General features: G+C 65.6%; 18 protein-coding genes and 2 pseudogenes. 12 read left to right on the forward strand and 8 right to left on the reverse strand.

The window, feature by feature from the left end; genetic code table 11:
- The first annotated feature begins 842 nt into the window (after positions 1-842).
- The 5 genes and pseudogenes from LCF40_RS08205 to LCF40_RS08230 all read left to right on the forward strand — a co-directional run bounded on the left by LCF40_RS08205 (position 843) and on the right by LCF40_RS08230 (position 4,495).
- Positions 843-1,280, forward strand: a complete 438-nt coding sequence (locus tag LCF40_RS08205; protein WP_224828090.1) for a hypothetical protein — start codon at positions 843-845, stop codon at positions 1,278-1,280.
- 77 nt (positions 1,281-1,357) lie between these two features.
- Positions 1,358-1,496 (forward strand): annotated as a pseudogene (locus tag LCF40_RS08210) (IS5/IS1182 family transposase); the annotation flags it as partial.
- A gap of 36 nt (positions 1,497-1,532) precedes the next feature.
- Complete coding sequence (locus LCF40_RS08215; RefSeq protein ID WP_224828091.1) at positions 1,533-2,321, forward strand: HpcH/HpaI aldolase family protein; 789 nt, start codon at positions 1,533-1,535, stop codon at positions 2,319-2,321.
- Positions 2,322-2,447: 126 nt separating this feature from the next.
- Positions 2,448-3,003: pseudogene (locus LCF40_RS23500) on the forward strand (DUF7983 family protein); the annotation flags it as partial.
- A gap of 499 nt (positions 3,004-3,502) precedes the next feature.
- Positions 3,503-4,495: a transposase gene (locus tag LCF40_RS08230; RefSeq protein ID WP_224828220.1), complete on the forward strand. Its 993-nt coding sequence runs from the start codon at positions 3,503-3,505 to the stop codon at positions 4,493-4,495.
- On the opposite strand, the gene LCF40_RS23505 is transcribed toward LCF40_RS08230, so the two are convergent.
- The 3 genes from LCF40_RS23505 to LCF40_RS08245 all read right to left on the reverse strand — a co-directional run bounded on the left by LCF40_RS23505 (position 4,449) and on the right by LCF40_RS08245 (position 5,816).
- Positions 4,449-4,877, reverse strand: coding sequence for a helix-turn-helix domain-containing protein (locus tag LCF40_RS23505; RefSeq protein WP_224828092.1), 429 nt, complete (start codon positions 4,875-4,877; stop codon positions 4,449-4,451). The genes LCF40_RS08230 and LCF40_RS23505 overlap by 47 nt on opposite strands.
- Positions 4,878-5,136: 259 nt before the next feature.
- Complete coding sequence (locus tag LCF40_RS08240; protein WP_114576657.1) at positions 5,137-5,334, reverse strand: DUF4177 domain-containing protein; 198 nt, start codon at positions 5,332-5,334, stop codon at positions 5,137-5,139.
- Positions 5,335-5,426: 92 nt separating this feature from the next.
- Positions 5,427-5,816 carry a hypothetical protein gene (locus LCF40_RS08245; protein WP_224828093.1) on the reverse strand — a complete coding sequence of 130 codons (390 nt, stop codon included), beginning with the start codon at positions 5,814-5,816 and terminating at the stop codon, positions 5,427-5,429.
- Between the two features lie 211 nt (positions 5,817-6,027).
- On the opposite strand from LCF40_RS08245, the gene LCF40_RS08250 reads away from it, so the two are divergent.
- Complete coding sequence (locus LCF40_RS08250; protein ID WP_224828094.1) at positions 6,028-7,101, forward strand: DUF7972 family membrane protein; 1,074 nt, start codon at positions 6,028-6,030, stop codon at positions 7,099-7,101.
- A gap of 218 nt (positions 7,102-7,319) precedes the next feature.
- Here LCF40_RS08250 and LCF40_RS08255 read toward each other — a convergent pair whose 3' ends face one another.
- Entirely contained in the window at positions 7,320-7,628 is a 309-nt protein-coding gene (locus LCF40_RS08255; RefSeq protein ID WP_114576654.1) for an amphi-Trp domain-containing protein, read from the reverse strand.
- Between the two features lie 285 nt (positions 7,629-7,913).
- On the opposite strand from LCF40_RS08255, the gene LCF40_RS08260 reads away from it, so the two are divergent.
- Positions 7,914-8,309: a DUF7961 family protein gene (locus LCF40_RS08260; RefSeq protein WP_114576653.1), complete on the forward strand. Its 396-nt coding sequence runs from the start codon at positions 7,914-7,916 to the stop codon at positions 8,307-8,309.
- A 2-nt stretch (positions 8,310-8,311) separates the two neighbouring features.
- A complete protein-coding gene (locus tag LCF40_RS08265) occupies positions 8,312-8,956 on the forward strand; it encodes an METTL5 family protein (RefSeq protein WP_224828095.1) in 645 nt (214 codons plus the stop codon).
- A 75-nt stretch (positions 8,957-9,031) separates the two neighbouring features.
- Here the strand turns inward: LCF40_RS08265 and LCF40_RS08270 are convergent, their stop codons facing one another.
- Positions 9,032-10,822, reverse strand: a complete 1,791-nt coding sequence (locus LCF40_RS08270; protein WP_224828096.1) for a rhomboid family intramembrane serine protease — start codon at positions 10,820-10,822, stop codon at positions 9,032-9,034.
- A 90-nt stretch (positions 10,823-10,912) separates the two neighbouring features.
- Between LCF40_RS08270 and LCF40_RS08275 the strand changes: the two genes are divergently transcribed.
- Positions 10,913-11,197, forward strand: a complete 285-nt coding sequence (locus LCF40_RS08275; protein WP_114576650.1) for a DNA-directed RNA polymerase subunit L — start codon at positions 10,913-10,915, stop codon at positions 11,195-11,197.
- Positions 11,198-11,257: 60 nt separating this feature from the next.
- Here the strand turns inward: LCF40_RS08275 and LCF40_RS08280 are convergent, their stop codons facing one another.
- Both LCF40_RS08280 and hisF read right to left on the reverse strand, forming a co-directional pair.
- Positions 11,258-12,076, reverse strand: coding sequence for a hypothetical protein (locus tag LCF40_RS08280; RefSeq protein ID WP_224828097.1), 819 nt, complete (start codon positions 12,074-12,076; stop codon positions 11,258-11,260).
- Positions 12,077-12,147: 71 nt separating this feature from the next.
- Positions 12,148-12,963, reverse strand: a complete 816-nt coding sequence (gene hisF, locus LCF40_RS08285; protein ID WP_114576648.1) for an imidazole glycerol phosphate synthase subunit HisF — start codon at positions 12,961-12,963, stop codon at positions 12,148-12,150.
- 116 nt (positions 12,964-13,079) lie between these two features.
- Here hisF and LCF40_RS08290 point away from each other — a divergent pair, with 116 nt between their 5' ends.
- Positions 13,080-13,274, forward strand: coding sequence for a DUF7550 family protein (locus tag LCF40_RS08290; protein WP_114576647.1), 195 nt, complete (start codon positions 13,080-13,082; stop codon positions 13,272-13,274).
- A gap of 61 nt (positions 13,275-13,335) precedes the next feature.
- On the forward strand, positions 13,336-15,468 hold the full coding sequence (locus LCF40_RS08295; RefSeq protein WP_224828098.1) for a GH32 C-terminal domain-containing protein: 2,133 nt from the start codon (positions 13,336-13,338) through the stop codon (positions 15,466-15,468).
- Positions 15,469-15,487: 19 nt separating this feature from the next.
- Here the strand turns inward: LCF40_RS08295 and LCF40_RS08300 are convergent, their stop codons facing one another.
- A complete protein-coding gene (locus tag LCF40_RS08300; protein ID WP_224828099.1) occupies positions 15,488-16,846 on the reverse strand; it encodes a glycoside hydrolase family 68 protein in 1,359 nt (452 codons plus the stop codon).
- A gap of 162 nt (positions 16,847-17,008) precedes the next feature.
- Between LCF40_RS08300 and LCF40_RS08305 the strand changes: the two genes are divergently transcribed.
- Positions 17,009-17,980 carry a phosphoadenosine phosphosulfate reductase family protein gene (locus tag LCF40_RS08305; protein WP_114576644.1) on the forward strand — a complete coding sequence of 324 codons (972 nt, stop codon included), beginning with the start codon at positions 17,009-17,011 and terminating at the stop codon, positions 17,978-17,980.
- The last annotated feature ends 9 nt before the right edge of the window (positions 17,981-17,989 follow it).

Raw genomic sequence — 17,989 nt, forward strand, 5'->3', positions numbered from 1 at the left:
GCCGCCGACAGCGACTGTCCAGTGCTGATCACCGTCTCCGCCACTCCTCCGACACTATCCGAGCACGGATCAGACCGGTTCAGCATGTTCTCAATGCATTCGTGCGGTCACTGATGTGATCGACTGAAGTTCCCTCGAACGCTTCTCGAACCTTCTTCAGCATCCACCGTCTGCCTGCTGGCCGTTGATTGCTGTCCGCTTTAGGAGGACAAATCCGACCTTGGCAGTCAATCCGACAAACATCCCCAGTGCGAAGCTATGGATGGGGACGGTCGGTGGCCTGAACACCCAGATGACTCCCCATACGATCGCTGTAACCGTGACTAGCACGAGGAATCGGCCACCAATGCCGATTCGGTCCCACCAATCATCGACTATTTGGCCCAGTTTAGTGCTGGAGGCATACTCGCTGAATACGACTACTGACGTGAACATCCCCACCCCGAGTAAAACCCATGAAATGCTATTGGTCTCTCACAGTTGCACTAGTGGGGAGAGCATACCGAATAGTCCGATCCCGATCCAGAATAACAGTCGTCTATTGGTCATTTCAGACGGATGCTTCCCCCATTCGGTCATATCGAGTTTTTATCCTGTTGTGGTATAAATATTGTCAGCCTTTTTCACACTCCGGCGAGCGTCAGACTGTTTTATTCTGCCATAGTAAGTATGTGACATCCATCAAATACAGCGACTTTGACCGGGATCAGGGGAACCTGAGCGCAAGTGTCGTTACCGACACTATTGATGATCTTCATTAGTACACTCCAGCAACGATTGAGTGAGCGGTGTCGTCTCCGGACTCAGAAGTTATATTCATGGAGTAACACAATCGCTTAACAATGCCCTCTCCATCAGTGTACGATCATTACTCTTCGACTGACACTGATTCTGTGGATGGGGTTTACCGAGTGGTTGGCATTAGCGAAGAAGGTGTAACGCTCCTCAGAGTCGGGGACGCCGACGGTCAACGGGTCAATACCGGGGAAATCATAACAGTCAGATACGACGACCTCAACGGATTTGATTCAGCCGAGAATCCGGATGGAAACCGTCCCTTGGGGGACGCGGTCAAACCCAAGGCGGAGATGGTTTACTGGACATTTCGAGTCTTTGTTCAGCAACTGGCTGCACATCCGCTGATGACGCTTCTCGCTGTCGCAGTACTAGTGGTGGGGAGCTTCGGGGAAGAGTTTCTATCACTTCCAAGCTCTGCTTTTAGTATTCTGATAATTGGAGGGAGTCTCGGACTCGCCTACATCGGAAGTGGCCGCCTGTAGCGTCAGACGCCGCCAGCGCCGCCGCACGTTCCGGTAGCAGCACCCACGGCGCCTGTTTCGGCACAACTCGCCGCACTCGCATTCTCCGTCCCATCAATCACGCGCATAACGCGCGGATTGAGGGAGCTCTCTGGTCAAAGAGCGTTGTCTGATACGTTCTTCTCGGTGATCAAGCGCACGCTCGGTGACGCCGTACGTGCGCGAAGCTGGTATCGAGCGAACCTTTATTCACTTTCCAGTGGTCTCTCCCTCATGGCGACGTCACCACGTACTAACGATCTCCAACGGATACTCGCGGACGACGCCGTCGCGCTCGGCATCCTCGAGAACGCGTACGATCCGAGCCTGGTCGAGTTCTACGGCGAACTCGGCCTCGATTTCGTCTGGATCGACCTCGAGCACGCAGGGCCGAGTCCGTGGAACGGCCACCGCATGGAAGACCTGCTCCGGGCTGCCGACGTTGGGGGGACTGAACTGCTCGTTCGGCTGCCCGAACCCGATCCCGGCACGATTCGGAAAGCTCTGGACGCAGGCGTCAGAAACCTGTTCGTCTCGCGGATCGAGTCCGCCGACGAGGTGCGGCGAGCGGTCGAGGCCTCGCGATTCGAATACGACGGGGAGCCCGGTAAACGCGGCTTCGCGAGCCCGCGAGCGAGCCGCTGGGGGACGACCGACGACTACGCTGGCACCGAGGACGAGGAGGTCGTCCTCGGCGTGACGATCGAGAACCCGACCGCCGTAGCGAATATAGCGGAGATCCTCGCTGTCCCCGAACTGGGGTTCGTTTTCGCCGGCCCACTCGATCTTGCGGTGTCGCTCGGCCACCCCGGTGAGCCGACCCACGACGAGGTCGAGGAACACGTCGAAGAGATCCGGGAGGCCGCGCTCAAGGCCGACGTTCCCCTCGGCGGTCTCGGCTTTGGGATGGACGACGTCAACGAGAAGGCGAACGCGGGGTACCAGATACTGAATCTAGGGAGTACGACCGGCGCACTGCAGAGCGTCGTGCGATCGTGGCTGGACGACTACGAAGAGGCGTAGACGAGTTGGTACCGCCGCGTATCCCCCGCTTCCGCCCGGTCTCAGATCTCTCCATGGCGACCGGCTGGTGAATTCATCAGGTTCTCACTTCAGCTCCGACAGCTGAAGCTGATTTCGAGAAGTATGCTCTTGTCGATCGATACGTTCGAGCGTTGTGATCCCACTGTGTTCGACGAATGGGAGACACCCGTACTCATCAACCTCTACACACTGCTCTCAGATATCCAACAGAGTGTGGGCGATCTTCAACGGGAGTCCGTGAAGTACTTCTCGACCGCCTTCACCACGACCAGTCGGTCCATAGACAGTACGGCGCGGTCCAGCGGACGACCCGCCGGAATCAATCGCTCAAAAACGACGACGAAGTCCTCCGCGGGCTCGAAGACGAGGGCATCCCCCGTGAACGTGTCATGGCCGTCGATCGCGAGAAAGTCGAAGACGCACTCGATGTGACCGAACTCGCCGACTCGGCGGTCTACGAGATCGGAGAGAGTGAGTACGTCCGCAAAGCCGACGTCGACGAGGAGACCAAAGAAACCCGGCCCAGGGACTCAAAGATCAGCTTGCGTTGAGCGACGAGCCTGAAGCCAAGGATTTCCGTGAGGAAGTCGACGAACTCGAGGACCGGATCGAGGAACTAATCGAGTTCAGTCCGGGGAACGAGGTCGGCACACGCTCGTAACCCTCGCCCATTGTACGCACTTCACGTACTGATATCAAGTCAAGAATTCCGGGCTCCACTGGGGCCAACGCTGTAAACGGAGTTACTCGTCGTCGGGTTCAGGGTCGTCACCGTCTCCGCGAACGAGCGCGGTCTCTGCCGACGCACTGGACTGGTCCTGTTCTGGGGTCGGACCATTGAGGAGTGTGTTGAAATCGCGACCTCGCCGTACTGATCTTGATAGATCAGAGTAACTTTCCTGCCGAAGTGACTTCGTACAGTCCCGAGCGTTCTGCTGTCCCGATCTTCCGCACGAGGCAGTAATCCTCGAGTACTGGCAGCCGCGTGTTGAGGTTAAGAGTTGAGCTATGGATTATGAACTGCTCTACACCCCGATCTCGATGCAGCCAGTGACGAACCGAACTGTCTCAACAATCTCCTACGGAAGAGCGATCGTATTTTCCACAAGGCGAGCGTGTCATAGAAAGCCTCCCAAGGGAGGCTGCAGGGCTTGGAAACTGTGTCCAGCAGTACCAACGCCCTACAGGACGCAGCATCGGTAGACGACTTCTTGAATGCGGCGGCTACCGAAACAGTGCCGCTGTTCGAACACCTTGAGTTCGAGTTTCTCCTGGAGTACGACGTGTTCGCCCCCGCTCGCCGGGGGCGAACACGAGTTCATCACCCGCCAGATCTCTTTCGCGGCTTTCTACACTGCTACTACAAGAATATCTACGGTACACGCCTGGTTACACGCGAACTCCAGCACAGCCTCGTCTGGTACTACTGCGGACTCGACAAACCGCCATCCAGAGACACCATTGACCGCTTTCTCACCGACCTCGAACACGTTGTTGACACTGTCTTCGACAGGCTCGTCGAGCAGGCCGCCGCCCGCGGCCTGCTCGACTCCACGTACTCGATCGATTCGACCCATGTCGAAGCGATCCAATACAACGACGCTGCCTCATGGAATTACGATCCAACAGCCGAGGAGCACTACTACGGCTTCGGCTGTACGATCGTCTCAACTGGCGAAAAGATCCCGATAGCAGCGGAATTCACACAAACCAAACAAGCGGATCAAGAGACGGCGATGCGCGTCACGCGTGACGCGCTCGCCGTCGACACACCGATCTGGATGCTTGGAGACAGCGCGTACGATATCCTTGATTGGCACGACCACCTGCTGGCCGCAGGGGTCGTGCCAATCGCTCCGTACAACCCGCGAAACACCGACGATCCACTCGATATCGAGTACAGGGTCGAAAACCGCATCGCCGAACACAGTGAGGACGTTCAGCTGAACCAATCTATCTTGGACGAGACGTACAACCACCGGACAGGCGTCGAACGAACCAACGATGCAGTCAAGGGCTGCGGCCTCGGGCACGTTCGCGCCCGAGGCCGCGTCCACGCACGAACAGAAGTGTACGTTGCGCTCTGCCTCCGAGTAGTCGTTGCAATCACCAACTACGAGCGAGGAAACGATCCGGGCTGCGAGAAGCTATGAGATGCATTCTATGACACGCTCCAAGGCTGGTATGGGCGCGGCGTAAACACTCAGAAGCTGCTTGGTGGGAGACGTCAAACTCGTTTGCTAACTCTTCCAGAGCAGCCCCGCGAGGAATGTCGTAATATCCACCGTCGAACGCGGCAATCATCATCTCGTACTGGTTTTCTATTAGGCCGAACCGTCCGTTTCGATCCTCCTTGATGGCATATACCCTGTGTATCTCAAAGCCGATTCCGTGGTCTTGGTAGTGGTCATGGGTCTGTGAGACTGCTTCACGAGTTGGGAAGAGCAAGCGCAGCGTCCATCCTCCACTGGTTGCGTGTGCAGAAGTGATCGTACTTTCTTCTACCGTGAGTAGATCCAGTACGGTTGTAACCATCTCGTTCCATTTCGACGATCATATCCGGCGCACTGGTCAGCGCGTGGTGGAGAGCGAAGTCATCCGCCTTGACGGTGAACTCGGCAATTACACTCATACAGTTTCCTTGGTCTCGGGAATCATCAGGAAGAGGATTGGCGACAGACGACGCTCACTCTCTCGAAAAGCCGATAGCCAGCACTTCAGGATGCACCGGTGATCCACTGCTCATCGTTTTCACTCCTTCTTAGACAGGACGCAGGCTTTCTCGAGACATTCATCATGCGTCTCCAACCGGGCGTTCGAAGATCAGGAACTTCGTTCCCCCGCCCGTGTAGTCGACCGTCTCGACGAGTCGCCAGCCGTCGCTCGCCAGGTCGTTGATCTCCGCTTTGGGGTCTACGGACTCCTTTTTCACCTCGCCGCGAGGGACTCGCAAGGTCTCGTACTCCCAGTGGTCGTCGGTTCGTTCACTCATTCGATGAAATACGGAGCGGGGAGTCGTATAACTGCTTCCGATCTCCGTCGGTCGCGGTCGTCGCACGGATCGTCCCTCGAGCGACGGGAGGGCTACGGGACCGTCGAGCCCTCGACCGTCACGTTCTGTGTGGCCACGACGCTCCCGCTGGTGGTGTTGACCGCGTACAGCGTCGCGGGCGCTCCGGTCGGCAGCGGAAGCGAGACCGTCGTCTGTCCGGCGTCGAGGGTCGTCGAGTAAAAGGAGCCGCCGCTCTCCGTGATGACGTTCACCCGGCTCACCCCGTCGGCCGTCGTCGCCGAGGACGAGAACGTGACGGTCGCCTGGACCGACGACGTCCCCCACTGGTTGTCGGTCGTAACGTTTCGGAAGGTGTCCGAGTCGCCGGTTTCGACGGTCGGAGAGACGGTGAGACAGCCGCCCATGACGACCAGGGCGGCGACAACGAAGACCGCAGTCGAGGCGTTCCGCGTCGTATCCATGTGGGGGTCCGTCCGCGAGCGAGCCTTATTACTCCACGGATGGCAGTCCGCTCGGAAACCCCCCGAATGCGGTGATCCTGCCGGGAGAACGGAGGGCTCAAGTGAGTCCTCCGTCTCGACGGAACCAGTAAATGACGCGCGCCGTGTACGAGGGTGCGGGCTCTCGCTCGCCGGTCTCGAGACCGGGCGGGACCCACGAGGGACCGAGGCCATGAGCGACGACACCACCGAAAACGTCGACAGCCGCGAGGAGGACCCGAACCTCGACGCGTCCGACGTCGACGACATCGGAACGGCGAACACGATGCGCGAGCGAGGCGGCGAGACCAAACTCAAGGTCTGGCTGACTCTCGACGGCCACCGCCTCGTCGTCGCGGGCCTGCTCGCGTTGCTCATCTTCGGCGTGTTCGTCTTCGGGGGGACGTTCTTCTACCAGTACTACCTCACCGACGCACAGACCGCCGACACCGTCGAGACGGTGTTCTCGACGATGATCAGTGCCATCATCACCGGCGTCACCCTGGTGTTGACCATCAGCCAGATCGTCATCTCCCAGGAGAACGGTCCGCTGGGCGACCAGCGCGACCGCATGAACGGCACGATGGAGTTCCGGGAGTACACGAAGGAGATCACCGGAACGCCGACGCCCGCGGATCCGTCGGCGTTTCTCCGCGCGTTGATCTTGGAGAGCAAGGAGTACGCCGAGAGGCTCCGCGAATCGGTTCACGACAACGAGAGCGAGGACCTCCGGGGGGAGGTCGACGAGTTCACGAACAGCCTCGTCGGCAACGCGGAGGCAGCGGCGGACAAACTCGAAGGTCGGAAGTTCGGCTCCTACACTGTCGTCTCGGCGGCGCTCGACTACAACTACGGCTGGAAGATCTTCCAGGTCGAACGCATCACCGACGACCACAGCGATGCCCTCACGGAGGAGACGCGCGTGATCCTCGACGACCTGAAGACGGCGCTGTCGATGTTCGGTCCCGCCCGCGAGCACATCAAGACGCTGTACTTCGAGTGGGAACTCATCAGCCTCTCACAGAACATCCTCTACCTGTCGGTCCCGGCGCTCATCGTCGCCGGCTTCATGACGACGTACATCGGCGGGTCGTCGCTCCCCGGCGTGACCCTCGGCGTGCCGAACCTTATCTGGATCACGGCGGCGGCGTTCGCCGTGACGTCGCTCCCGTTCTTGTTGCTGATCTCCTACATCGCCCGGATCGCGACGATCGCGAAGCGGACGCTCGCCATCGGCCCGTTCATCCTCCGCGATTCACAGCGCTGATCGGGCCACCCTCACACCCGATCCTGGTCCAACCGCTTCCGAGCACCGCGAGGAGCGAACGGCCACCGGTTTCGCCCCCCGATCGCGGCGGGTCGATGCAGTGATCCCCGGGAGCACCCCCAGTAGCGGGCCGATGACGACCGTGAGTGCGATCAGCAGGCCGTCGGGAACCGCCCGCGCGGGATCTCCGGCCGGAACGGCTTCGCTTTCGAACCCACCTACTCCTCGAGCAGGGGGTCCTCGTCGTCGCTTCGATCCCACTCGAGTTCGAACTCGATCGAGCGTTCGACGCCGTCGTCCTCCCGCTCGTCCTCGATCTCGACCTCGAATTCGAGGGAGTCCGGCGGCGCGATCGTTACCGACTCGCCGTCGATTTCGACGTCGAAGGGACCTCCCTCCCGGAGGGTTCCGGCGAACGCCTCCAGGTGGTCGGCGACCTCCTCGCGCGAGACGTCCTCCCGCTCGACTTCCGCTTCGATCTCGTCGTCCTCGCTTTCGACCTCGACGTCGGATTCGTCTTCGGACATCCCATCGGGGTACGCGGGGGGACCACCTAAAACGATCGCCGGAAACTGCGAGCCCGCTCGGTGATCGCTCCGGATCCTCGTCCCGGCCCTCGTCGGATTCCGGGGAGCCATCGCCGAGAGCGCGGTGTTCCCGGCCTGTCGGTCCGGGCGAGTCAGTCATCCCGTACGGGGGGTGCCCGACGCGGCGATAACGGCGCTCCCGGTGGGACCCGCTCCTCTCGGACCGTGGAATTACTACTGAGCATTTACGAAGATTTTTGTATGCAGGCTGTGTATCTCGGTTCAATGAGCGTCCATCCCGCCCCCGACGTCGAAGCACCGATCGACCGCTGTCGACCCGCGGACGTCACCCCCGTCCGTCTGGAGGCCGACGCCCTGGAATCGACCGCCCCCGACTACCTCCGCGAGCTGAAAGGCGAGTTCGCCGGCGAGGGACTCTCCCCCGCCGAACTCGCCGTCGAGGCCCGCTTCGAGGCCGACTGCTCGCTCCGGACCCAGAGCGAGGCCGACCGCCTCCGGGAGCTCGTCCGGGCGGGTACCTTCCTCGGCGTCGACCGGGTAACTGTGTCCTGTGACTCCGTCGCGAACCCGGAGAAGGTCCGCCCCGCCCTCGAAGCGTGTGCCGAACGCGCCGACCGCGAGGGGATCGCCTTCGAGGTCGACGGGCTCGACCTCGCGTAGGCGTGGCCTCCCGGCAGGCTATCGAACGGCGCCTCGAGTCCGTCGCCGACTTCGCCGACCCCTCCATCGAGCTCGAGCAGTACCTGACGCCACCCGAACTCGCGGCCAACCTCCTCCAGGTCGCCGCCCTCCGGGGCGACCTGACCGGCGAGACGGTCGTCGACCTCGGAACCGGGACGGGAACCCTCGCGGTCGGCGCCGCGCTCTTTTCGCCCGAGCGGGTCGTCGGGATCGACGTCGACCCCGGCGCGCTCGCCCTGGCTCGCGAGAACGAGCGCCGCGTCGCAGGCGAGCCGGTCGAGGGCGGCCGCGAGCCGACCCCGATCGACTGGCTCCGCGGCGACGTCCGCCGCCACCCCCTGCGGGCGCCGCGGCGGACCACCGTTCTTGCGAACCCCCCTTTCGGCGCCCAGCGGGGCGCCCGCCACGCAGACCGACCGTTCCTCGAGGCCGCGAGCGAACTCGCCGCCGTCTCCCTTTCGATCCACAACGAGGGGAGTCGGGAGTTCGTCGAGCGCTTCGCCGGCGAACGGGGCGGCACGGTCACGGAGGCGTTCCGGGCGGCGTTTCCCGTCGACAATCGGTTTCCCTTCCACGACGAGGAGCGCCGCGAGCTCGCGGTCGAGGTCTTCCGGATCGAGTGGTGACGGACCCCGTCGATCGACGCCGGTCACGATTCCCGGTGTCGATACCGGGAACGCTCACGCGAGCCGCCGACGGGATCACTCGAGCTCGCCGTACGTCTCGGCGCTCGCGACCTGGACGCGGGTGCCCTCGACGGCGCCGTAGAGCCCGCTTCCCTCGCGTTCGAACGTGACGGGGCCGAGCGTGACGCTCTCGCCGGGGTCGGGCAGTTCGGCGGTGGCGTTTACCTCCCCCTCGATCGCGACGCGGAACTCGCCGCCTTCAGGCACGATCGAGACGTCGTGGCCGGCGAGCGTGAGCGCGGCCCGGGCAGGACCCGAGGCGAAGGCGTGCTGGGGCTCGCCGCCGGCGGGTGCGAGCCAGACCTGGTAGGCGGTCTCCCCGCCGGTCGCGGTCCAGCCCGCCCGGGTCGCCGTCACCGACTCCCGCCAGCCCGGCCCGCCGACGACGACGGTCGACCGGCCCGCGAAGGCCAGCTCTCCGGCCGGGACCGCGTCGGTCCAGATTTGGCGCTCGCTGCTCGAGACGATGACGCCGCCCGTCTCGACGGTGGTCGCCGACTCGAGGGGACCGATATCGACCGCGCCGACGAGCCGGTTCTCGACGCCCTCGGCGTAGGTGATCGAGTAGTCCTCGACCGCGAGGGTCCCCTCCTCGCCCGCGTCCCCGGTGTCCCCCGAGACGACGAAGGCGTTGACTGGGATCGCGGGGCCGGCCATCGCCCCCAGGAGGACGAGGACGACGACCAGGGCCGCTCCCCGTGGGCTCGCCGATGCAATCGTCCCCCGGAGCGAGCCGTCGGGTCCGCGTCCCGCGATCGCCTCGCGCAGCCGCTCGCTCGCGCTCCGCGAGCGGTCGCGTCCGCCGTCGGCCGAGGAGGCCGCGACCTGGCCCGCGGAGTCGCCGGGCGACCACCGCCCCAGCAGGGGCCGTTCGGGGCCGACCGCGGCGACCGCGAGGACGATCGCGAGCCAGGCGACGACGACGACGCCCAGTCCCCGGTAGAGGACGTAGGTCTCGCCCCCGCGAAACCAGTAGATCGCCCAGAACGACCGCGCGAAGCCAAAGAGCAACAGGCCGATCCAGAGCCGGCCCGGCGAGGGGAGCTCCCCCCGCCGGCGAAACAGCCAGAGGCCGAGCAGGAAGCCGATCAACAGCCCGACCGCGTGGCCCTGGATCGCGACCGTCGCCCACGAGGGCGCCGAGGGCGGGCTCGGCTGGGCGGTGACCTCGAGGACCGGCGTCCAGACCCCTCGGTAGATCGTAAACAGCGCGCTCTGGAGGACCGTCGTCGAGAGCAGCGTCGCGAGCGGGTACCGGACGACCGCGAAGCCGGCGAAGGCGTAGACGACCCCCGAGAAGCCGATGACGGGCCCGACCGCGAAGAGACTCGTCGCGAGCCCGACGGCGATCACGACCCCCGGGAAGACCACGAGCGCCCGGAGCCAGGGGTTCGTCTTCCACGTCGAGAACGCTTCCGACCCCCGCTTTCGGGGGTAGTGCCCCCAGGCGTACTCGGCGATCGGGGCGGCGGCGAGGGTCCCGACGAGGTTGCCCGTCAGGTGGCCCGCGTCGGCGTGAGAGAACGAGCCGGTGAGCATCCCCAGCGGGTAGAAGTACGACCACGCCCGGTAGGGGAGGACGACGGGGTCGTGCCAGTCGGTAATCCCGTCCTGGACGAACAGGTAGACCGCGAGTACGAACCCCATTACGACCAGCGTTCCCCAGGGAACTCCCATCACCAGCCGCGCCCGGACGGCGTCGCCGACCCGCGCCGCCCGCTCGCGATCCAGCCGCCCGACGACCGCGACCGACGCCATCAGCGCGACCACGACGAGGAGCGCCAGCGTTCCCCCGATCGAAACCATGTACGCTGGCTAGGGCCGGCGACGTATAGTGGTTTGTGGCCCGGAGAGGGCTTCGAAAGGTACAAGCGGCCGACGGCCCCACGAACGGCCATGGAACTACGGGTCACCGAGAGCGCCGACACCGAGCTCTCGATCGAGATCGGGGGCGAGGACCACACGTTCATGAACGTCCTCAAGGGCGCCCTCCTCGAGAGCGACGACGTCACGACGGCGACCTACGACATGAACCCCGAGCAGTCGGGGGGCCAGACCGAGCCGATCCTGACGATCAAGACCCGCGAGGGCGTCGATCCCCTCGAAGCCCTAGAGGAGGCTGCGGGCACCGTCCGCGAGAAGACGACGTCGTTCCGCGAGTCCTTCGAGGCCGCCGCCTGATCTCCCGGCGAGTGCTCTTTTCGTGTGGCGGTTTGCTCGACTACTGACGGGAACGATCCGTCAACAGACTGCGTAGGTGACGAACACCGTTCCCTCGGGGCCGACGTGGACGTCCATCCCCTCGGACGGCCGGTCGGCGAGGACGAGGTCCGCGTGGTCGGCGACGAGCCGGTCGGCGACCGCGTCCGCGAGGCCCCCGGGGTCGGCGTGGTCGTCGATCGACTCGAGTTCGACCGATCCGACGAGGAACCCGTCGCCCTCGCAGTCGGGATCGAACGCGCTCCAGTCGGGGTTATCGGGGGGCTCCTCTCCGCTGCGCTCGAGGACCGTCTGACGGTTTCGATACTCGGCGATTCCCGCCAGTCCCCCGTCGTACTCGCGGCTCTCGACGCCCCCGGCCTCGCGTTCGGTTTCGAGGCGGTCGTCGACCCCATGCTCGACGCTCTCGAGGTCGATCCCGGCGGCGGTCTCGGCCTCGCCGGGAGCCTCGGGCGGGGAGGGAGTCCCCGTCCCGGGAAAGAGCAGGGAAAGCGGGAGGATCCCCGTCGCAAAGAGCGCGAGGACCACGAGCGCGATAGCGAGGATCGGGAGGTAGGGACGGGCGACCTCGAGCCAGGTCGGGACCGCGAGTTCGTCCTCTAACCCGTCGTAGGTCTGTTCGACCTTCTCGAGTTCGTGGTTGCCACACCGCGAACACGGAGGGTTGTTCTTGACGTGCTGGCAGCCACAGTTCGAACAGACCCAGAGGTACTGGGTCCCGGTGTCGACGGTCTCGAACTCCGAGTCGGGCACCCTCTCGAACTCGCCGTGGCCACAGGAATCACACGGCGGCTCGTCGGAGTCGTGGGGCTTGCCACACCGCGTACACCGCCACTTCACTGTCGGAGGTTGGAGCGGCGAGCCAAAAGGGTGCCGGGACGGGGCGGTGGAATCGGACCTCTCGGCGCGGGCTACAGCCGGACCGGGACGCCCCGCTCGGCGAGGTACTCCTTGGTCTCCTCGATCGTGTACTCCTCGAAGTGGAAGATCGAGGCCGCGAGTCCCGCGTCGGCGTTTGCCTCCGTAAAGACCTCGTACATGTCCTCGGGGCCGCCACAGCCCGAGGAGGCGATGACGGGGGTATCGACCGCGTCACAGACCGCCCGCGTCAGCGGCACGTCGTAGCCGTCCTTGGTCCCGTCCTTGTCGATCGAGTTGACGAACAGTTCGCCGGCGCCCCGCTCCTCGGCCTCGTGGGCCCACTCGATCACGTCGATCCCCGTCCCCTCGCGGCCGCCCTTCTTCGTGCACTCAAACCAGCAGGACTCGCCGTCGATCTCGACGTAGTGGTCGCCCTCGCCGTCGAACCGTCGGCGGGCGTCGACGCTGATCACGATACACTGGCTGCCGAAGGCGGCGGCGCCCTCGTCGATGAGGCCGGGGCGCTCCAGAGCCCCGGTCGTGATCGAGACCTTGTCGGCGCCCGCACGGAGGGTCTCCCGGATGTCCTCGGTGGTTCGGATGCCCCCGCCCACCGTCAGCGGGATGAAGACCTCGTCTGCGACCCGGGAGACGACGTCGAGCATCGTCTCGCGGCCGTGGGCGCTCGCGGTGATGTCGAGGAAGACGAACTCGTCTGCGCCCGCGCGGTTGTAGGCCTTGGCCATCTCGACGGGGTCACCGGTGTACTGGAGGTCCTCGAAGTGGACGCCCGTGTAGACCGCGGGGTTCCCGTCGTCGTCGACGTCGACGTCGATACAGGGGATGACGCGTTTCGTCAGGACCATTCGTTGGCCACGAGTTGGTGCCGAGGGTAATAAAGCGGTCCGGGTCGCCGCGATCACCGCCGACGGGCCCGACCGAGAGACGAGCGTTTAAGTACGAGTGCCGGATACGGCCGGGTATGACCGCAGACGCCGACCACGCGACCGACCCAGCCCACGACCATGACTCGGGCGCCGACGTCGGCCACGACCCCGAGGGGCGGACGACGGCACCGATGAGTGCGTACACGACCGACGACGTCGGGATCGGCTTCGCCGTCCTCGCCGTCGGCCTGCTCGTCGCCTTCGCCCTCCCGATCGTCCTCACGCTGTAAGCGGGCCGCGGCTCCCGCGGCGATCCGCCACGGTTTTCATCCGCTGTCCGGTAGGCTCGCCATGACCCACTCGCCGACCCGCGTCGGAGTCCTCCAAGACGGTCCCCTCTCCGACGAACAGGACGCCGCCCTCGCCTGGCTCGAGGAGCGCCTTCCGGCGGAGGCGGTGTCGTTTTCCGCTCTCGAGACTCCGGTCGAGCGGTTCGACGTCCTCTGGTACCATCGCTCGACGCCCGTCGAGGGCGAGCCGCTGGCCGAGCGAGCGCCGACGATCGACGCCTTTCTGGAGGACGGCGGCGGCCTGCTCCTGACGCTCCGGGCGATGGCCGCCGTCGACGCCCTCGGCGTCGAGTCGGTGCCGCCCGAGACGGTCGGCGAGGGCGTGGCCGAACCGACCGGCGTCCTCTGGCGGTCGCTGTACGAGGACCACCCCGCCGTGGCGGGGGCGGACTCGCTTCGGCTCCCGACCTGCGACCGCGGCTCCGTCGGGGTCGCCCGCTACGACTCCGTCCTCCCCGCGGCGGGCGAGGTGCTCGCCTCGACGGTCCGGGGCGACCGGGAGGTCCCCGGGGAGATGACCGTCGTCGGCTGGAACGCGGGAGCGGGCTCCGTGCTGGGCGTCGGCGCGCCGGTTCCCTTCGATGAACCGCTCCCCGAGGACCTCGCGGCGAACCGCGATCGGCTGATCGCCGGCTGTCTCGAATCACTCGCGGGGGACGACGGTCAGCCGCGGCCCCCACGCTCCGCGGGGGAGATGCGGGCGCTCCGCGAGCGGGCCGGCGACGACGCCCACCGACCCGACTACCATTTCACCCCGCCCGCGAACTGGCTGAACGATCCCAACGGGCTGATCGCGTGGAACGGCCGCTACCACGCCTTCTACCAGTACAACCCGGCGGGACCGTTCCACGACACCATCCACTGGGGCCACGCGACCAGCGACGACCTCCTCTACTGGGACGACGAGCCGGTCGCGCTCTCGCCGTCTCCGGAGGGCCCCGACCGCGACGGCTGCTGGTCGGGCTGTGCGATCGACGACGGCGGGACGCCGACGCTGCTCTACACGGGCGGCCGCGGGCGCAAACAGCTTCCCTGTCTGGCGACGACGACCGACCCCGACCTGCGCCGGTGGGAGAAGTACGACGGCAACCCCGTGATCGCCGAACCCCCCGAGGACCTCGCGCTCCTCGAGACCGACCACTGGGAGGCCGAGTTTCGCGACCACTGCGTCTGGCGCGAGGGCGACCGCTGGCACCAGCTCATCGGTACCGGCCTCGCCGACGGCGGCGGCGCGGTGCTTCGCTACAGCTCCGAGAACCTCCGGGAGTGGCGCTACGAGGGGCCGTTCCTGGTCGACGAGGGGGGCAGCGAGGGAACCGTCTGGGAGTGTCCCGAACTGCTCGACTTCGGCGACTACAAACTGCTGCACGTCTCGAACTACGACGAGGTCGTCTATTTCATCGGCGAGGCCCGGGACGGCCGGTTCGAGATCGAACGCCGGGGCGTCCTCGACGGCGGCGACTTCTACGCGCCACAGTCCATGCAGGACGGCGACCGCCACGTTACCTTCGGCTGGCTCCCCGAGGCCAGGGACGTCGGCGCCCAGTGGGACGCGGGCTGGTCGGGCGCGCTCTCCCTGCCCCGCGTCCTCTCGGTCGGGCCCGACGGCCGGCTCCGACAGCGCCCGGCCGAAGCGGTCGAGCGCCTCCGCGACCGGCGGGTCGCCGACGGGGAATCGTTCTCGCTGTCGGCCGGCGAGCGCCGCCCGCTGTCGGCCGCCGGACGTTCCCTCGAGATCGACCTGGAGGTCGCCCTCGAGGACGCCGAGGCGTTCGAGCTCTCGGTCCTCGAGGTCGGTCGGGACGAACGGACCGCGATCCGGTACACGGGCGAGGAGGTGGTCGTCGATCGGGGGGCGAGCGCGGACCACCCGCCGGAGCCGACCACACAGCGAATGGCCGTCCCGCCGTACGACGAACCGCTCTCCATGCGTGCGTTCGTCGACGGCAGCGTTCTCGAGCTGTACGCCAACGAGCGCCACTGTCTGACGAGCCGGGTCTACCCGAGCGAGGACGCCACGGGAGTCTCGGCGCGCGCCGAGGGCGGACGGGCGAGCGTCCGCTCGCTGTCGGCCTGGACGATGGAGCGAGCGGTCGGCCCCGGGCGGGACGACGAGCGGGCGACCACCCGGTGATCTCCCGAGGAGGTCGGCCCTATTCTTCTACGGTGTCCCGGCCGGCGTACCCGCCGAACGGATAGCCTTGGGGTCCGGCGGGCTCGTCGCCATCGGCGAGCGCGTCCAGGTCGAGGGGCGGCCGCGTCGCCGGCTCCGGGAGGGGCTCCGCGGGCGTCGGGACCTCCCAGTGGGCGAGCGTTCCGAGGATCCGCGTTCGGTCGCGCTCGATTCCCAGCCGAACCGTCGGCGCGAGCGTCCCGCCGAACCGGCGGCGCTGTTCGGGAAGCGACAGCTCAGAGATCGCGTCCAGCGAGTCGCCCGCGAAGTCGAAGTAGTTGAAGAAGCCGACGACGAGAATCTCCTCGCGGTGGGGGTAGGCCATCCACGAGTAAGCCTGGAACGGCGCTGTCGCGGGGTTCGCGAGGACCAACCCCGAGCCGTTCAGCGGGCGGTACTCCCCGTCCAGGGAGTCCGCGACGAAGCCGTAGAGGCCGTCGTAGCCCTCGAGGCCCGGCGCGAACGTGTGCATGTGACTCGAGACGAACAGGTAGTAGCGTCCGTCGCGGTGGACGACGTGGGGGCGTTCGAGCTCCTGGTTGACGCAGACGGCGTCCAGAATCGGGGGCCGGAGCTCCCACTCGGTAGGATCTCCCGAGGGCGAGACCGCCAGCCCGACGCAGCCGTTGAACTCCCGGCGGGCCGGATCGCCGTCACAGCGGTCGTCCTCGCGAACGGGCGTGTTGGCCTCGAACAGCAGACAGGTCCGGCCCGTCTCGGGGTCCTCGAAGAACCACGGGTCCCGGAAGGTGTAGATCATCCCCTCGGATTGGTCGGCCGTCTCGTAGTGTTCGCCGTCGGGTTTGAACAGGACCTCGTGGGACCAGGTACTTTCGAGGGCGAGACCGTCTTCCGACGCCGAGAAACGTCCCCCGTGCCCGACCGCCGGGCGCTGGGTGTAGCTCAGTTCGGGGGCGTCGGCCTCGCCGGCGGCCGTGTAGTAGACGTAGAGGTCGCCGTCGTCTACGAGCGCGGAGCCGGCCCACTGGCGCTGGCCGAGGGCGTCAGCGAAGACGGGTCCCCCGTCGGTCCACTCGCGGCCGTCCCGCGAGTAGAAGTACCGGATCTCGGCGACGTCGTGGCGCGTGCCGGGAAGCAGGTCGGCGGGTGCCGTCAGCGAGAAGAGCACGCGATAGTCCCCGACGGTCGCGACCTCGCCGGTCCGCGTCCGCAGGAGCCAGGTGTCCCAGACGTGGAGGCCGTCGGCCGGGTCGGGTTCCGGCGGCTCAATCTTCGGAACTACGGTGTCGGCGGTCCGCCCGATGCCCGCGGCCTGCCCCTCAGTCCACCGCGACCACGGTGGCCCCTCCCGGCGGCTCCCGTCCTCGTCGTGTCCCATGTGGGGCGTTTGCCCTACGGTCGATAAAACCCTTCACTCTCGGCTACCCTGTGAGCCCGACCGTTCGATCGGTCCCGGAACCGGTCCCGTGAGAGTGATTCACCCGCGAACGGAAGGGACTCCACAAACGATTTAACGCAGGTAATTATATCTAATTACGCCATGACCGACGACTTCCCCGACTACATCGATGTCGATTACACCGACGGCGAGGGCGAGGATCCCGCAGACTACCCACACGTCAACGACAAGATCGAGAAGGCCATCGAGGTCACCCGCGAGGGCTTAGAGGAGTACGAGAACCCGGTCGTGATGTGGACCGGCGGGAAGGACTCGACGCTCACGCTGTACTTCGTCAAGGAGGTCGCAGAGCAGTACGACCTCGAGGTGCCCCCGGTCGTCTTCATCGACCACTACCAGCACTTCGACGAACTGATCGACTTCGTCGAGCACTGGGCCGACGAGTGGGACCTCGAGGTCATCTGGGCGCGCAACACCGACGTCGGCGACTACGTCGACGAAAACGGGCTCGAGCCCGGCGACGACATCCCCATCGAGGAGCTCTCCGAACACAACCAGCACCACGTCCGCGAGATCCTCGAGTACGAGGAGGACACGTTCCCGTTCCTGCTCGACACCTACGTCGGCAACCACCTGCTCAAGACCGTCGCGCTCAACGACGCCATCGAGGAGTACGACGTCGACGGCATCATCTCAGGCATCCGCTGGGACGAACAGGAGTCCCGCGCGGACGAGACGTTCTTCTCGCCGCGTCACGACCCGGACATCTACCCGCCCCACGACCGCATCCAGACCATCCTCCAGTTCGACGAGGCCGCCGTCTGGGAGGCCTTCTGGAACTTCGTCGTCCCCGACACCGTCGAGGCGTTCCCCGAGGAGGGCTACGTCCCCCAGGGCGCCGACGACCTCCCCGAGGGCGTCGAGAAAGAGGACGTCCCCGTCTCGCCGAAGTACTTCGCCGGCTTCCGGTCGCTGGGAAGCGAGGTCTCCACCGACAAGGCCGCCGAGGAGCCCGCCTGGCTCCAGGATCTGGACTCGACGACCGAGCGCGCGGGCCGCGCCCAGGACAAGGAGGACCTGATGGAGCGCCTGCGCGACCTCGGCTACATGTGATCGGCTGAA

The organism is Saliphagus infecundisoli (assembly GCF_020177375.1).
In the GTDB taxonomy this organism is placed as follows: Archaea; Halobacteriota; Halobacteria; order Halobacteriales; family Natrialbaceae; genus Saliphagus; species Saliphagus infecundisoli.

What these genes read in the sequence shown, in the direction of transcription:
- LCF40_RS08205 (WP_224828090.1), top strand. Translation starts at nt 843, where the DNA reads ATGCCCTCTCCATCAGTGTACGATCATTACTCTTCGACTGACACTGAT.
- LCF40_RS08215 (WP_224828091.1), top strand. Translation starts at nt 1,533, where the DNA reads ATGGCGACGTCACCACGTACTAACGATCTCCAACGGATACTCGCGGAC.
- LCF40_RS23505 (WP_224828092.1), bottom strand. Translation starts at nt 4,877, where the DNA reads ATGGTTACAACCGTACTGGATCTACTCACGGTAGAAGAAAGTACGATC.
- LCF40_RS08240 (WP_114576657.1), bottom strand. Translation starts at nt 5,334, where the DNA reads ATGAGTGAACGAACCGACGACCACTGGGAGTACGAGACCTTGCGAGTC.
- LCF40_RS08245 (WP_224828093.1), bottom strand. Translation starts at nt 5,816, where the DNA reads ATGGATACGACGCGGAACGCCTCGACTGCGGTCTTCGTTGTCGCCGCC.
- LCF40_RS08250 (WP_224828094.1), top strand. Translation starts at nt 6,028, where the DNA reads ATGAGCGACGACACCACCGAAAACGTCGACAGCCGCGAGGAGGACCCG.
- LCF40_RS08255 (WP_114576654.1), bottom strand. Translation starts at nt 7,628, where the DNA reads ATGTCCGAAGACGAATCCGACGTCGAGGTCGAAAGCGAGGACGACGAG.
- LCF40_RS08260 (WP_114576653.1), top strand. Translation starts at nt 7,914, where the DNA reads ATGAGCGTCCATCCCGCCCCCGACGTCGAAGCACCGATCGACCGCTGT.
- LCF40_RS08270 (WP_224828096.1), bottom strand. Translation starts at nt 10,822, where the DNA reads ATGGTTTCGATCGGGGGAACGCTGGCGCTCCTCGTCGTGGTCGCGCTG.
- LCF40_RS08275 (WP_114576650.1), top strand. Translation starts at nt 10,913, where the DNA reads ATGGAACTACGGGTCACCGAGAGCGCCGACACCGAGCTCTCGATCGAG.
- hisF (WP_114576648.1), bottom strand. Translation starts at nt 12,963, where the DNA reads ATGGTCCTGACGAAACGCGTCATCCCCTGTATCGACGTCGACGTCGAC.
- LCF40_RS08290 (WP_114576647.1), top strand. Translation starts at nt 13,080, where the DNA reads ATGACCGCAGACGCCGACCACGCGACCGACCCAGCCCACGACCATGAC.
- LCF40_RS08295 (WP_224828098.1), top strand. Translation starts at nt 13,336, where the DNA reads ATGACCCACTCGCCGACCCGCGTCGGAGTCCTCCAAGACGGTCCCCTC.
- LCF40_RS08300 (WP_224828099.1), bottom strand. Translation starts at nt 16,846, where the DNA reads ATGGGACACGACGAGGACGGGAGCCGCCGGGAGGGGCCACCGTGGTCG.
- LCF40_RS08305 (WP_114576644.1), top strand. Translation starts at nt 17,009, where the DNA reads ATGACCGACGACTTCCCCGACTACATCGATGTCGATTACACCGACGGC.